Origin of the sequence: Achromobacter pestifer (assembly GCF_902859625.1) — a bacterium.
Classification (GTDB): domain Bacteria; phylum Pseudomonadota; class Gammaproteobacteria; order Burkholderiales; family Burkholderiaceae_B; genus Achromobacter; species Achromobacter pestifer.
In genome coordinates, this window is the sequence record NZ_CADIJX010000009.1 from 113,047 (window position 1) to 126,673 (window position 13,627).

The window sequence follows — 13,627 nt, forward strand, 5'->3', positions numbered from 1 at the left end:
ATTCTCCCGTTGCATGTTGCACCGCCCACTACGGGCCCCGACAGGCCCGATACGCCAAAGCAGGTCAGTATAGGAGCGCCCGTCAGCCCGGGAATGGAATTTTTTTCTAATCTACCGCCCCAAGCCCGCGAATTTGGCAAAGGCATTCCAGTGCAAATCCCTAACATGGATGCATGTCTTACCCTTGAGGCCTCACCCATGTCTTCCGTCCAACTTGCTTTTGCCGACATGCGCGCATTGTGCGAATCGGTGCAGGTCGCCCAGATGAATGCGGCGCGCGGCCTCCTGCGCGATCTGGCATCCAGCGTCGCCAACGCCGGCGACATGCTCCAGGGCCTGCCCGATGAATTGCGCGCCGGCCGCGCCGACACCTATACCCGCCACATCGCCTACGCCGATCCACATGGCGCCTTCACGGTGGCCTACCTGATCTGGCGTCCCGGCCAATTCAGCCCTGTCCACGGCCACAAGACCTGGTGCACCTATCAAGTGTTGCAGGGCGAACTGACCGAAACGCACTATCGCTGGGCCCCGGAATCCTCGGCTGCCATCGCGTCCGGCGAGGTGATTCGCCGCCCCGGTGAAATCGTCACCGCGACGCAGGGCCTGCGCCAAATTCACCGGCTGGGCAACGCAGGGACGGAAGTCGCCGTGTCGCTGCACATCTACGGCGTGGACCAGGCGGACTTGTGCACGGGCGTCAATCACTTGATCGCCAACGTGGTGTCTCACTAGACATCAACGGAGCAAATGAAAAATGGGGCCCGCCGGGCCCCATTTTCTTTCCTGAACCAGCAAGCCGGGCTTAACCCATCCACTGGCTGACCGGCGCCGCCGCATCCTGCAAGGGCTGCGCCACCACGTCGATCAGCGCCGGGCCGTCATGCTCCATGGCGGCCTTGATGGCCGCATCCAGCTTGGACGGATCTTCCACGCGCCAGGCCTTCACGCCATAGGCTTCCGCGATGCGGGCATGGTCGGTGCGGTTGAAGTCCACGCTGTAATAGCGCTCGTCGTAGCCCGCCTTCTGGCTGGCCTTGATCCAACCATAGACCGAATTGGAAAACACGATCATCAACAGCGGCGCCTTGTGGCGCACGATGGTTTCCAGTTCACCCACCGTGAAGCCAAAGCTGCCGTCGCCCATCACCGACACGCACTTGGATTGCGGCCGACCGACCCACGCACCCAGCGCGGCCGACATCGAAAAGCCCAGTGCGCCGTGTGCGCGGTTGGTGATGAAATGCCGGCCAGGGCGCGACACATCGTAATAGGCCGAAAAGTACGGGCAAGGCGTGCCGGGATCGGCGCACACGATCGCGTCATCGGGCAGCAAGCGGTTCAACGACTGCACCACGCGCTCGGGGCGAATCGGTGCGTCCAGGCTGTTGGCCAGGGGTTCCAGTTGCGCCAGACGCGCGGCCTTGGCGCGGCCAGCCAGCACCGCGCCATCGACCGCCTCCGAATTCCGATGCGCCAGGCGAGCCTGCACCTCGGCACCCAAGGCCTCCAGCGCCAGCTTGGCGTCGCCCACCATGCCGACTTCGGTCAGATAGTTGGCGCCGATCACCATCGGATCGATATCAATGTGCAGAATGGGCACATCACGGTTCGGGAAGCGCCAGTGCTCGGTCGACGTCGACCCGGCGCGGCAGCCCACGAACAGCACCACGTCGGCCGCGGCCACCACATCTCGCGTCGCCATCACGCCGCCATTGGACCCGACCACGCCGGCATTCAGCGGATGCGTGTCCGCCAAGCTGCCCTGCCCGCTGACCGTCACGCATACCGCCGACTTCAGCGTTTCCGCCAGTGCTTGCAAGGCGCCGCTAGCCCCTGCGATGACCACGCCGCCGCCGCAGATGATGACCGGGGCGCGAGCGCCGATCAAGCGCTGCGCGGCACGCGCCACATCGGCCGGATCCGGCGCAAAACGCATGGACGGGAATTGACCGTGCTCGGGTTGCGCCCAGATATCGGTCGCGTCCACTTGCTGCTTCATCACGTCATAGGGAAAGCACAGGTGCGCCGAGCCGGGCTTGCCCGTGGTCATGGCGCGGAACGCCGCGCGCACCATGCCGGGGATCTGGTCCGCGCGGTCGATCGTGCGATTCCACTTGGTCAGCGGGCGGTACAGCGCTTCCTGATCCAGTTCGGTCAACGGGTACTTGCCGCGCGAACCCACCGCCACATCGGAGGTGATGCCCAACACGGGAATGGACGACTCATTGGCCTCGACCAGACCGGGCAGCAGATACGTCGCGCCGCCACCGCTGGGGCCCTCGCACACGCCCACCTTGCCGGTCACGCGGGCATAGGCATCCGCCATGTAGCCCGCGCTGCGTTCGTCGCGCGTCAGGATGTGTTGCATGCCGTGATCCAGGCGATACAGCGCATCGTAGAACGGCAAGCTGGTGTCGCCGCACAGGCCAAAAATATGTTTGACGCCGTTGTGTTGCAGCATCCGCACCATGGCTTCGGCGCCGGTCAGGTTTTCCATATCATCTCCACGTATATCGTGGACGGGACCGGGCGGCACGCCACCCGGCCGTCCGCCACACTTAGTTGTCCAGATTGATGTTGCTGCTCTTGATGAAAGCGCTCCAGCGGTCGTATTCCGACTTCACGTATGCATCCAGCGCAGGGCCGTCGGACGCCACGATCTCGAAGCCCGCCTCGGTGACTTTCTTCTTGATTTCAGGATCGGCCAGTACGGCCTTGAAGTCCGCGGTCAGCTTCTTCACCGTCGCTTCGGGCGTCCCCTTCGGCGCGAACATGCCGCTCCACGAATAGGCAACGAAGCCCGGAAAGCCCGACTCGGCCACCGTTGGCACATTCGGCAATTCCGGCAGGCGCTTTTCGCCGGCCACGGCCAAGGGCTTGATCTTGCCGGCCTGGATCTGTCCGCGCAGCGCCGCAAAACTCAGCCACGTCATGTTGGCCTGCCCGCCCACCACCGCCTGAATGGCAGGCCCGCCGCCGCCATACGGCACATGCAGCAAGTCCACCTTCGACAGGCGCTTGAGCTCTTCGGGCGCCAGATGATTCAGCGACCCAACGCCCGTGGACGCATAGTTGAATTTGTTCGGCGCTTCCTTGGCGGCGGCCGCCAAAAACGCCTTCAAGTTATCCCCAGGCACGTTGGGATTTGCGCCGATCACCAGCGGAAACCGCACGGTCTGGGAAATCGCCACGAAGTCCTTGAAGGTGTCATAAGGCAGCTTGGGCTTCACGGCGGGATTGATGCCATGGTTGTCAAAGCTGACCAACAACGTGTTGCCATCAGGCTCGGCACGAGCCACAAAGGCCGTCGCAATCTGGCTGGCCGCTCCCGGACGGTTTTCCACCACAACGGCCCGGCCGCCCAATTGCTGCGACAGGCGTGGTTGCAGGATGCGAGCCAGGATGTCGGTGCTGCCACCCGGCGGATAGGGCACCACCAGGATCAGTGGCCGTTCCTCGGCAACGGCGGGCGCGGCGATCATGGCGCCCCCCGCCGCGGCCGTCGCGCATAGCGCCGCGAATACCCGCTTCATCGTGTGAGTCATTGTTTTTCCCCTGCTGTCGTAGTGTTGGCCGGCGCTGCCAAGACGGGTTCGGCCTGGTCCCGCATGTAAATCGTTGAAAAGCCTGTCCGTATCACGTCGGTGATCTGATCCAGTCGGCGACCGATGTGCGCGGTCATCAATCCGGGCAAGGCGTCGACATCGCGCTGTTCCAGCGCCTGCACAATGCGCAAATGCTCGCCCTGGGTATGGCTGCGTCGGCCCTGCTGCATGTCGATCCAGCGGACGAAATGGATACGTGCATTGACGCTCTCAAGTGCGCGCACGAACTCCTCATTGCGCGACAAGCGGGCCAGGCGCACATGGAACGCTTCATCCAGATCCAGCAGGCGCGTCGCATCGGCGTCTTCGGGCACGTCGCGGGAATGCTCGACGAATTGGCGCAACCCGGCCAGCTCTTCGTCGCTTGCACGCTCGCAGGCGGCGCGCACGATCCCGGCCTCCAACACCGCGCGATACTCATACAAGCTGTGGATTTGCTTGGCGTCCAGTAATCGGGCTATGAAGCCCCGGTTGACCGAGCGAGTCAGAAAGCCTTCCACCATCAGTTGGTTGAGCACTTCGCGCAACGGGGTGCGGCTGACATTCAGGCGCCGCGCCAGTTCGACTTCGTTGATGCGTTCGCCCGGTTTGAAATCAAAGCGCACCGCCATCGCCTTGACTGCCCCATACAGCTCGGCCTGCCCGGCGGACGTACGGGAGGCAGGTCGGATGGCTGAAGAAGTTTGCGTCATGCCGGGTCTGAAACGGAGGAGTTTTCCTACGGGATGAAGTGCATACTAAAGTGCATACACTTTGATCGGCAACTCGGGTTTGCCCGGACGCACGAAGGCGAATGCGCACGCAGCGGCGCGCGCAAACTCGGAAAAAGGGGGGCCAGAAGACTCAAGCGAGCCGGCGTTGATGCCGGGTCAGGCCCATGGCCTGGAATTACAGGCCGGTATCCAGCGTGTAATGTGCGCCGTCGCGGTTTTCCAGCGTCAGCGTGGTCAGCACGGGCGTCGTGGCGGCAGGATCTTGCTGCACGTGGATGCGCAAATTGGCCAGCGGCACATCAAAGCCGCCGCTTGCGGCTTCAACGCCAACGTCTGCCACCTGCGCCAGACGCTCGGCCACCGCGCGGGCATCGGCTGCGCGAGCGTCGATGCGCAACAAGCTGCGGGCGCCGTTGGGGTGCGCCATCAAGTCGGGCGACCAGACACACTCGGGCGTCAGATGGCGGCAGAAATACATGCGGATGCCGGGCAAGGGCTGCTCGGCAAAACGCACGGTGTGGAAACGGGCCTGGACTTCCTGGCCGTCCAGCATGGCGGGACGGGTCAGCTCTTGCACGGGATTCACGGCGAACCCCGCTGCCTTCAACCGTTCATAGGTCGCGTCGGCGTCATAGGTGCGAAACACCAGCGCTTCCAGCCCGAACGGGGAATCGGCAATTTCCTTACGGGCGGGCGGCGCACCCGGCGGCCAGCCCAGCAATTCGACATAGGTGCCTTCCAGCACGATCAGCCGATTGCACGACCCCAAGTTATGCACCGCTTTGTCGCTCAGGTGAAAACCCTGGCGTTCAAAATGCGGCGCCAGCGCATCCAGCCGGTCGCGCACCATGACGACGGCATGGTCGAATTCGGTGCGGCCGACGGAATGCAGCATGGCGTTAGTCCCTGGTCAGACGAGCTTGCCGTGGCACTGCTTGTACTTCTTGCCACTGCCGCACGGGCACGGGTCGTTGCGGCCAACCTTCGGCAACGCATTACGCACCGGCTGCGCGCCCTCTTCCGATTCCGACTGGGCAAGCGCTTCGTCGTAGTCGGAGTGGTGATACTGCACGTTCTGCACATGCGGCTGGGCGGCTTCGGCTTCGGCCTGTTCGACCTGCTCGGACGACTGCACGCGCACCGTCATCAACACGCGAACAACGTCGTCGCGAATGCGGTCCAACATGCCCGAGAACAGCTCAAAGGCTTCGCGCTTGTATTCCTGCTTCGGGTTCTTCTGCGCATAGCCGCGCAAATGAATGCCCTGACGCAGGTAATCCAGCGACGACAAGTGCTCACGCCAGTGCGTATCGATCGCCTGCAACATGATCGAACGCTCGAACTGCGCCCACGATTCCGTACCCACTTGGTCGACCTTGGCCTGGTAGGCATCACGGGCGGCAGTCACCACACGTTCGCGCAGGTCTTCGTCGGTCAGGTTGGGTTCTTTTTCCAGCATCTCGGTCAACGGAAGATGCAGGTGCCAGTCGGCTTCCAGCGCCTTCTGCAACGCCGGCACGTCCCATTGCTCTTCCACCGACTCGGGCGGGATGTAGGTATTGAACAGCTCGACCACGGCAGCGTCACGCAGGTTATGCACCGTAGCGCCCACGCTGGCAGCTTCCAGCACGTCATTGCGCTGCGAATACAGCACCTTGCGCTGGTCGTTGGCCACGTCATCGTATTCCAGCAATTGCTTGCGAATATCGAAGTTGCGTCCTTCCACCTTGCGCTGCGCGGTTTCGATCGAACGGGTCACCATGCCCGCCTCGATGGGCTCGCCCTCGGGCAGCTTCAGGCGTTCCATGATGGCGCGCACGCGGTCGCCCGCGAAGATGCGCATCAGCGAGTCTTCCAGCGACAGGTAGAAACGGGAGGAACCCGGGTCACCCTGGCGGCCGGCGCGGCCACGCAGCTGGTTATCGATACGGCGGGATTCGTGGCGCTCGGTGCCGATGATGCGCAGGCCGCCAGCGGCCTTGACCTGCTCGTTCAGCGGCTTCCAATCAGCGCGCACTTTGTCGATGCGCGCCGTCTTTTCGGCTTCCGACAGCGACTCGTCGGCACGGATCAGATCCACCTGCTTGTCGACGCTACCGCCCAGCACGATGTCGGTACCGCGGCCCGCCATGTTGGTGGCAATGGTGATGTGGCCCGGCTTGCCGGCTTCGGCAACGATCTCGGCTTCGCGAGCATGCTGCTTGGCGTTCAGCACTTCGTGCGGCAGCTTGGCCTTCTTCAAAAGACCCGACAGCAGCTCGGAATTCTCGATGCTGGTGGTGCCCACCAGCACAGGCTGGCCACGTTCGTGGCAATCACGGATGTCTTCCAGGATCGCGTTGTACTTTTCCGGATCGGTCTTGAAGACCTGATCGTTCTGGTCCTTGCGGATCATGGGCTTGTTGGTCGGGATGATGACCGTTTCAAGCCCGTAGATTTCCTGGAATTCGTAGGCTTCCGTATCGGCCGTGCCGGTCATGCCGGACAGCTTTTCGTACATGCGGAAGTAATTCTGGAACGTGATGGAAGCCAGCGTCTGGTTTTCGTGCTGAATCTTCACGCCTTCCTTGGCTTCGACGGCCTGGTGCAGGCCATCGGACCAACGACGGCCGACCATCAGGCGACCCGTGAATTCATCAACGATCACCACCTCGCCGTCTTGCACGACGTATTGCTGGTCGCGGAAGAACAGGTTGTTGGCGCGCAGAGCCACCATCAGGTGATGCATCAGCGCGATATGGCGGGGGTCATACAGCGATTCGCCTTCCGGCAGGATGCCCAGGCGGGCCAGGATCGCCTCGGCATTTTCATGCCCGGCTTCCGACAGGTAGACCTGCTGGCTCTTTTCGTCGACCCAGTAGTCGCCTTCGGGTTCCGGTTCCTGCGGCTTCGGCTCGCTGGCCATGCGCTTGAGCAGCGGCGGCACCGCGTTCATGCGGATGTAGAGCTCGGTGTGGTCTTCGGCCTGGCCGGAGATGATCAGCGGCGTGCGGGCCTCGTCGATCAGGATCGAGTCCACTTCGTCGACGATCGCGTAGAACAGCACGCGCTGGCGGCGGTCCTCAACACGGAATTCCATGTTGTCGCGCAGATAGTCGAAGCCGAATTCGTTGTTGGTGCCGTACGTGATGTCGGCGGCGTAAGCGGCCTTCTTCTCGTCGTTGGGCTGCTGCGGCACCACCACGCCCGTGGTCATGCCCAGGAAGTGGTACAGGCGCCCCATCCATTCCGCGTCGCGGCGGGCCAAATAGTCGTTCACCGTCACGACGTGCACGCCCTTGCCGGCGACCGCGTTCAGGTAGACGGGCAAGGTGGCCATCAGCGTCTTGCCTTCCCCCGTGCGCATTTCGGCGATCTTGCCGCTATGCAGCGCAATGCCGCCCAGCAACTGAGAGTCGAAGTGGCGCATGCCGAACACCCGCTTGCCCGCTTCGCGCACCACGGCAAAGGCCTCGGGCAGCAGATCGTCCAGCGTCGTGCCCTGGGCGTATCGGGATCGGAATTCGTCGGTCTTGGCCGCCAGCTCCGCATCGGAAAGCGCGGAAATCTTGGGCTCCTGCCCATTGATCTGGGTTACCAGCTTGCGATACTGCTTAAGCAGCCGGTCATTGCGGCTACCTATGAGTTTTTTGAGCAGAGAAACCATGCGTATGTCGGCCGCACGTGCCACGCCGCGCCTGCAAAGGGCCAGGGCAGCGTCACCCGTGACTTTGATGTTATTGGTTGAGCGGGGGTCCGCTGGGAAACGAACCAGTTTAACGCACCTGGAGCGTAATAGCCTGGATCTATGGCCAGGGTGCTGATGTTGTCCTGTTGGACCGGTCAGCGCGCCGCAGGTTCAGTGGCCGCGGCCTGAGCCACGGCAGGCGGCGCATGTTGCTGCGAACCCAGGAACAATCTGGGGTCCAGCGGCTGTCCGGCAAGGCGGACTTCAAAGTGCAGATGCGGGCCGGTGGAGCGGCCCGAACTGCCCACGCGGGCCACTTGCTGGCCGCGGTCAACCAGTTGCCCCTGCTTGACCATCAAGGACGAAGCGTGGGCGTAACGGGTGATGAGGCCATCGCCATGATCGATTTCGACCATGTTGCCGTAGCCCGGTTGGAACTTGGCTTCCAGCACCACTCCGCCCGAGGCCGCCAGAATCGGCGTGCCCGGCGGCGCGGCAAAGTCCAGCCCTTCGTGCATCGCCGTGCGCCCCGTCACGGGGTTGCGGCGCCAGCCGTAGGACGAACTCAGATAGGGATAATCAGTGATCGGCATGGCGGTCGGCATGCGCGCCTGGTCTGCCGAACGCTTGGTCAGCGCGGCATCCAGCAATTTCAGATTGTCCGATTGCTGCGCCAAGCGCGCCTGGATTTCATCCAGTTGACGGCCCAACGCCTCGGCCGAAGCCGCGCTGGGCGGCGGATGGTCGGTGAACAAGTCATCCATGACCTGGGTGGCTTCGGGCTGGATCAATGCCTCAGGCTGCGCCACCGCCAACTGCTTGGCCAGCTCGGGGTCGGTGTAAGCCACGCCGGCCACTTTGGCCACGCGCTGCCCCAAACCGTCGATACTGACCAGCTTGGCTTGCAGGGCGCCCACCTTGGCGGCCAGCAAATTCATGTTCCCGCGCAGGAAGTCGGTATCGCGACCCGGTTGTCCCGCCAGCGGCCAGCCCACGGTTTGCACGGTGGGCAGTATGGGAGTGAGGTATCGTTGTAGTGCGGCGCCAAAGATGGCTGCCGTCACGAGCGCGCCCCCAAGAAACAACGCGAGTCGCGCGCCTCCCAGGGTGAAATGCCCGTCCCGCCCGTCGCGGGCGTGCATAATCACGATTTTCAAGGTTGCTTCCTAATTCTTTAGAGCCGGGATGAATAGACCCACTTCATACCGTCAACGTTCCAGTGCCAGCCGGCGGAAGGAAAATACCGCCCTGGGATGGCTGGGTCATGACATGCGGGGCGCCGGGGTACTGGCGACTGCCCGCAAGCACTTGCAAATTCAGTATGCGGTGGCGGCGGTTCTGCCCGCCCCGCTTGGTGCTGTCTGCCAGGTCGGCAAGCTGGAAAACCAGTGCCTGCATCTGGTGGTGCCCAGCGCCGCGCATGCGGCCAAGATGCGTCAATTGGCGCCGCGCATCGCGCGTTCTCTGGCAGACCAAGGCTGGAACCTTAACGAAATTGCCGTCAAGGTACAAGCGGGCTTACCGAAGCCCGGAGCCCGTCAGCCGCTCCCTCCCAAAGAGGCGCAACCCTTGGGAGAAAAGGCCCTGGGAGCATTCGAGACGCTGCATGACAATCTGCGCCCTGGCCCGCTGGCCGACGCCATTGCCAAACTCTTGAGGCATCACAAGAGTAGCTGAAGCCATCCGGCCTTGTCCGGCGCCAGAGGCGCCCGGAAACGAAGCGAAACCAAGTTTTCGGACGGATGGCCCGATGGTTTGCAACCGGATTGCGACTTTTTCGCTAGGGGTTGGCGGCCAGCGCCAACCTTAAGCAGGAATCTGATGTGGATTCGGGGACGAACCCCGATATTCAGATTCCGGCAGCATGGCCTCAGGCCAACTGCCACTCGTGGCGAAACGCCTGCGGCGCCTCTGCCTGCGATTCATAGGTAATCAATTCCCAAGCGTCTTGCTGCGCCAGCAGCGCGCGGGCCAACTGGTTGTTCAAGCCGTGACCCGACTTGCACGCCACGTAGCGCGCCACCAGAGGCTTGCCCAACAGATACAAGTCGCCAATGGCGTCCAGGATCTTGTGCTTCACGAATTCATCGTCATAGCGCAGGCCGTCGCTGTTCAGCACGCGGTACTCGTCCATGACGATGGCGTTGTCCAGGCTGCCGCCGCGGGCCAGACCCATCGAGCGCAAGGCTTCGACTTCATTCACGAAACCGAAGGTGCGCGCACGCGCGATCTCGCGCACATACGAGTGCGTCGCGAAATCGATCTCGGCGAAATTGGCCGTGGAGTCGATGGCGGGGTGACGGAAGTCGATCGAGAACGCCAGCGCGTAGCCCTCGTGGGGTTCCAGGCGGGCCCATTTCTCGTTGCGGCCTTCGCCCTCGCGTACTTCCACCGTCTTTTTGACGCGGATGAACTGCTTGGGCGCGTTCTGCTCGACGATGCCCGCCGAGCGCAACAGATAAACAAACGTTGCCGCACTGCCGTCCATGATGGGGACTTCTTCGGCAGTGAGGTCGATATGCAGGTTGTCGATACCCAGGCCGGCCAATGCCGACATCAGGTGTTCCACCGTGGAAACGCGGACGTTGCCCTGTTGCAGGACGGACGCCATGCGCGTATCGCCCACGCCGGTGGCTTGTGCGGGCAGGTCAACGACCTGCGGCAAATCCACGCGATGGAAAACAATGCCTGTATTGGGTTGCGCCGGACGCAGGGTGAGTTCTACCCGCCGTCCGGAGTGGACGCCGACGCCTGTCGTGCGGACTAGATTCTGAATGCTGCGTTGTCGGAACATGAGACTTGGATATTAGAGCCAGGAAGCCGGCACGAAGAGAACAGATTGCCGGCGTAACTGACGTATTGTAACGCTGTCCGACCCTTGGCGCCATCTGACGCGCGGGATCGACCGATACCTCCGTCCCTTATTGGAGCCGTGCAAGGGAAACACGGGCCGCTCCGCCTCCGGCTTGCCCGCGGGGACAGGCAAGCCGGAGATGAGGGAGTGCGTTTAGAGCCTGTAGTCGGCTCTTTGGTTCAATCCGCCTGCTTGCGCAGGAACGCCGGGATGTCGAAATGATCCATGCCCGAGCTTTCCAGTGCACGCACCTGGGCAGACGCCTGGCTGCGCGGATTGCGCATGACCGACGGCATATCCAGATTGCGGTAATCGCCACCTTGGCCGGCCGGCATCGTGCCCATCGGCATGTTGTCGGTACCGGTGCGGAGCACTTCAGCGGTGTTCTGAACCAGTTGCGGACGCGCTTGCGCACGGCCCAGGCCGGTTGCAACCACGGTCACACGCAGGTTTTCACCCATGGACTCGTCGTAGGCCGTACCGAAGATCACGGTCGCGTCGTCCGAAGCATAGCTGCGGATCGTTTCCATGATTTCGCGCGTTTCGCGCATCTTCAGCGTGCGGCTGGCGGTGATGTTGACCAGAACGCCGCGAGCGCCGTTCAGGTCCACGCCTTCCAGCAGCGGGCAAGCGATGGCGTGTTCGGCGGCCACACGTGCGCGATCCGCGCCCGATGCCGACGCCGTGCCCATCATGGCTTGGCCCTGCTCGCCCATGATCGTCTTGACGTCTTCAAAGTCGACGTTGACGTTACCTTCGACGTTAATGATTTCGGCGATGCCCGCGCAGGCGTTGTGCAGGATATCGTCGGCAGAACGGAAGCAGTCTTCCTGCGTCGCGTCCTCGTCCATCAGTTCATACAGGTTCTCGTTGAGAACCACGATGAGCGAATGCACGTGCTTGGCCAATTCCGAGATACCGTCCTCGGCCATCTTCAGGCGCTTGTTGCCTTCAAAGGTGAAGGGCTTGGTGACCACACCCACGGTCAGAATGCCCAGTTCCTTCGCCACTTCGGCCACGACCGGACCTGCGCCGGTGCCCGTGCCACCGCCCATGCCGGCGGTGATGAAGACCATGTGTGCGCCGTTCAGCGCAGCACGGATCTCCTCGCGCGCGGTTTCAGCCGACGCGCGTCCCTGCTCGGGCTTGGCGCCCGCACCCAGGCCGGTACGGCCCAGACGAATTTGCACCGGGGCATTGGTTGCCGCCAGCGCTTGCGCATCGGTGTTGGCGCAAATGAAATCCACGCCGTGCACGCCGCTGCGAATCATGTGCGCCACGGCATTGCCGCCCGCACCACCCACACCAACGACCTTGATAACGGTCCCTTTGGTGTTGTTCTCAAGCATCTCAAAGTTCATCATGATGACTCCCTCACAAGTCCGATTTTGCAAATCACAAAAATTCCCCAACAACCTATATTTTGTGAATCGCCTCAAAGCCGATGCCGACTACGTAGGTCCGCCGCGGGTTTGAGACGCCTCCCCTTTCTGGCCCGACCCGCCATACCGCCGCGGATCGTGCCAAGGAGCAGGCCCCAACCTGCCCCCCTCTTCAATTCATAAACCATTCCTTCATGCGTGCCAGCAGGCTCTTGAAGTTGCCTGTCTGGGCGGCGACCTTGCGGCCGCGCACACGTTGCATCCGTGCTTCCTGCAACAAGCCCATCACCGTCGAGAAGCGCGGATTGCGCATCACGTCGGCCAGGCTGCCTTCGTATTCAGGCACCGCCACGCGCACCGGCTTCAGGAACACGTCCTCGGCCAGTTCGATCATGCCGGGCAGTTGCGCCGACCCGCCGGTCAGGACCACGCCCGACGCCAGCAGATCCTCGTAGCCGGAGTCGCGCACGACCTGCTGCACCAGCGTGAACAGTTCTTCCACGCGCGGTTCAATCACGGCGCCCAGCGCCTGGCGCTTGACCTGGCGCGGACCACGGTCGCCCAGGCCCGGCACTTCCACGGACTCGTCCGGGCTGGCCAGCACCTGCTTGGCCACGCCATAGCGCAGCTTGATTTCCTCGGCATCCGGCGTCGGCGTGCGCAGCATGGCCGCGATGTCGTTGGTGATCTGATCGCCCGCGATCGGCAATACCGCGGTGTGGCGGATCGCGCCGCCCGTGAAGATCGCGACGTCGGTGGTGCCGCCGCCGATATCGACCAGCACGACGCCCAGCTCTTTTTCATCGGCGGTCAGCACGGCAAGGCTGGAGGCCAGCGGTTGCAGGATCAGGTCCTGCACTTCCAGGCCGCAGCGGCGCACGCACTTGACGATGTTCTGCGCGGCGCTGACCGCGCCCGTCACGATGTGCACGCGCACTTCCAGGCGCAGGCCGCTCATGCCGATGGGCTCGCGGATGTCTTCCTGGCCATCAACGATGAACTCCTGGGTCAGCACATGCAGCACTTGCTGATCCGTCGGGATGTTCACCGCCTTGGCGGTCTCGATGACGCGGGCAACGTCGGTGGCGGTGACTTCCTTGTCTTTCACAGCGACCATGCCGCTGGAGTTGAAGCTGCGGATATGGCTGCCGGCAATGCCGGTGTAGACGTCGCGAATCTTGCAATCTGCCATCAGCTCGGCTTCTTCAAGCGCTCGCTGAATGGAATTCACAGTGGTCTCGATATTGACGACCACGCCTTTGCGCATGCCGCGCGATTCGTGCTGGCCGAGGCCAAGCACTTCAAATCGCCCTTCGGGCAAGATTTCAGCCACCACAGCCACCACCTTGCTGGTGCCGATATCGAGGGCGACGATAAGGTCCTTGATGTCACGGGTCATGGCG

At 62.8% G+C, this 13,627-nt stretch carries 11 protein-coding genes; 2 read left to right on the forward strand and 9 right to left on the reverse strand.

The genetic code is table 11. The features are described from left to right. The first annotated feature begins 198 nt into the window (after positions 1-198). The gene (locus HV753_RS26215) at positions 199-735 is read left to right on the forward strand and encodes a cysteine dioxygenase family protein (protein ID WP_175177511.1); all 537 of its coding nucleotides are present in this window, start codon (positions 199-201) and stop codon (positions 733-735) included. A gap of 70 nt (positions 736-805) precedes the next feature. Here HV753_RS26215 and HV753_RS26220 read toward each other — a convergent pair whose 3' ends face one another. The 6 genes from HV753_RS26220 to HV753_RS26245 form a co-directional block, all read right to left on the reverse strand. Then, positions 806-2,500 (reverse strand): thiamine pyrophosphate-binding protein, encoded by a 1,695-nt coding sequence (locus HV753_RS26220; protein ID WP_175177512.1) that lies wholly within the window; start codon positions 2,498-2,500, stop codon positions 806-808. 61 nt (positions 2,501-2,561) lie between these two features. Beyond that, complete coding sequence (locus HV753_RS26225) at positions 2,562-3,548, reverse strand: tripartite tricarboxylate transporter substrate binding protein (protein WP_175177513.1); 987 nt, start codon at positions 3,546-3,548, stop codon at positions 2,562-2,564. Beyond that, positions 3,545-4,300: a GntR family transcriptional regulator gene (locus HV753_RS26230; RefSeq protein WP_175177514.1), complete on the reverse strand. Its 756-nt coding sequence runs from the start codon at positions 4,298-4,300 to the stop codon at positions 3,545-3,547. The genes HV753_RS26225 and HV753_RS26230 overlap by 4 nt, the downstream gene beginning before the upstream one ends. A 196-nt stretch (positions 4,301-4,496) precedes the next feature. Continuing rightward, positions 4,497-5,216: a VOC family protein gene (locus tag HV753_RS26235; protein WP_175177515.1), complete on the reverse strand. Its 720-nt coding sequence runs from the start codon at positions 5,214-5,216 to the stop codon at positions 4,497-4,499. A 15-nt stretch (positions 5,217-5,231) separates the two neighbouring features. Then, entirely contained in the window at positions 5,232-7,967 is a 2,736-nt protein-coding gene (gene secA, locus HV753_RS26240; RefSeq protein ID WP_175177516.1) for a preprotein translocase subunit SecA, read from the reverse strand. Between the two features lie 176 nt (positions 7,968-8,143). Further along, the gene (locus tag HV753_RS26245; protein ID WP_175177538.1) at positions 8,144-9,130 is read right to left on the reverse strand and encodes a M23 family metallopeptidase; all 987 of its coding nucleotides are present in this window, start codon (positions 9,128-9,130) and stop codon (positions 8,144-8,146) included. A gap of 127 nt (positions 9,131-9,257) precedes the next feature. Here HV753_RS26245 and HV753_RS26250 point away from each other — a divergent pair, with 127 nt between their 5' ends. After that, a complete protein-coding gene (locus tag HV753_RS26250; protein WP_175177517.1) occupies positions 9,258-9,665 on the forward strand; it encodes a DciA family protein in 408 nt (135 codons plus the stop codon). A gap of 193 nt (positions 9,666-9,858) precedes the next feature. Here HV753_RS26250 and lpxC read toward each other — a convergent pair whose 3' ends face one another. The 3 genes from lpxC to ftsA all read right to left on the reverse strand — a co-directional run bounded on the left by lpxC (position 9,859) and on the right by ftsA (position 13,623). Further along, positions 9,859-10,782, reverse strand: coding sequence for a UDP-3-O-acyl-N-acetylglucosamine deacetylase (gene lpxC, locus HV753_RS26255; protein WP_175177518.1), 924 nt, complete (start codon positions 10,780-10,782; stop codon positions 9,859-9,861). Positions 10,783-11,021: 239 nt separating this feature from the next. Continuing rightward, a complete protein-coding gene (ftsZ, locus tag HV753_RS26260; RefSeq protein WP_054420454.1) occupies positions 11,022-12,206 on the reverse strand; it encodes a cell division protein FtsZ in 1,185 nt (394 codons plus the stop codon). A gap of 190 nt (positions 12,207-12,396) precedes the next feature. Next, a complete protein-coding gene (gene ftsA / locus HV753_RS26265; protein ID WP_006217473.1) occupies positions 12,397-13,623 on the reverse strand; it encodes a cell division protein FtsA in 1,227 nt (408 codons plus the stop codon). Positions 13,624-13,627 lie beyond the last annotated feature (4 nt).

Bases quoted from the DNA above. Each gene is read 5' to 3' on its own strand.
- HV753_RS26215 (WP_175177511.1), top strand. From the start codon at position 199: ATGTCTTCCGTCCAACTTGCTTTTGCCGACATGCGCGCATTGTGCGAA.
- HV753_RS26220 (WP_175177512.1), bottom strand. From the start codon at position 2,500: ATGGAAAACCTGACCGGCGCCGAAGCCATGGTGCGGATGCTGCAACAC.
- HV753_RS26225 (WP_175177513.1), bottom strand. From the start codon at position 3,548: ATGACTCACACGATGAAGCGGGTATTCGCGGCGCTATGCGCGACGGCC.
- HV753_RS26230 (WP_175177514.1), bottom strand. From the start codon at position 4,300: ATGACGCAAACTTCTTCAGCCATCCGACCTGCCTCCCGTACGTCCGCC.
- HV753_RS26235 (WP_175177515.1), bottom strand. From the start codon at position 5,216: ATGCTGCATTCCGTCGGCCGCACCGAATTCGACCATGCCGTCGTCATG.
- secA (WP_175177516.1), bottom strand. From the start codon at position 7,967: ATGGTTTCTCTGCTCAAAAAACTCATAGGTAGCCGCAATGACCGGCTG.
- HV753_RS26245 (WP_175177538.1), bottom strand. From the start codon at position 9,130: ATGCACGCCCGCGACGGGCGGGACGGGCATTTCACCCTGGGAGGCGCG.
- HV753_RS26250 (WP_175177517.1), top strand. From the start codon at position 9,258: ATGCGGGGCGCCGGGGTACTGGCGACTGCCCGCAAGCACTTGCAAATT.
- lpxC (WP_175177518.1), bottom strand. From the start codon at position 10,782: ATGTTCCGACAACGCAGCATTCAGAATCTAGTCCGCACGACAGGCGTC.
- ftsZ (WP_054420454.1), bottom strand. From the start codon at position 12,206: ATGATGAACTTTGAGATGCTTGAGAACAACACCAAAGGGACCGTTATC.
- ftsA (WP_006217473.1), bottom strand. From the start codon at position 13,623: ATGACCCGTGACATCAAGGACCTTATCGTCGCCCTCGATATCGGCACC.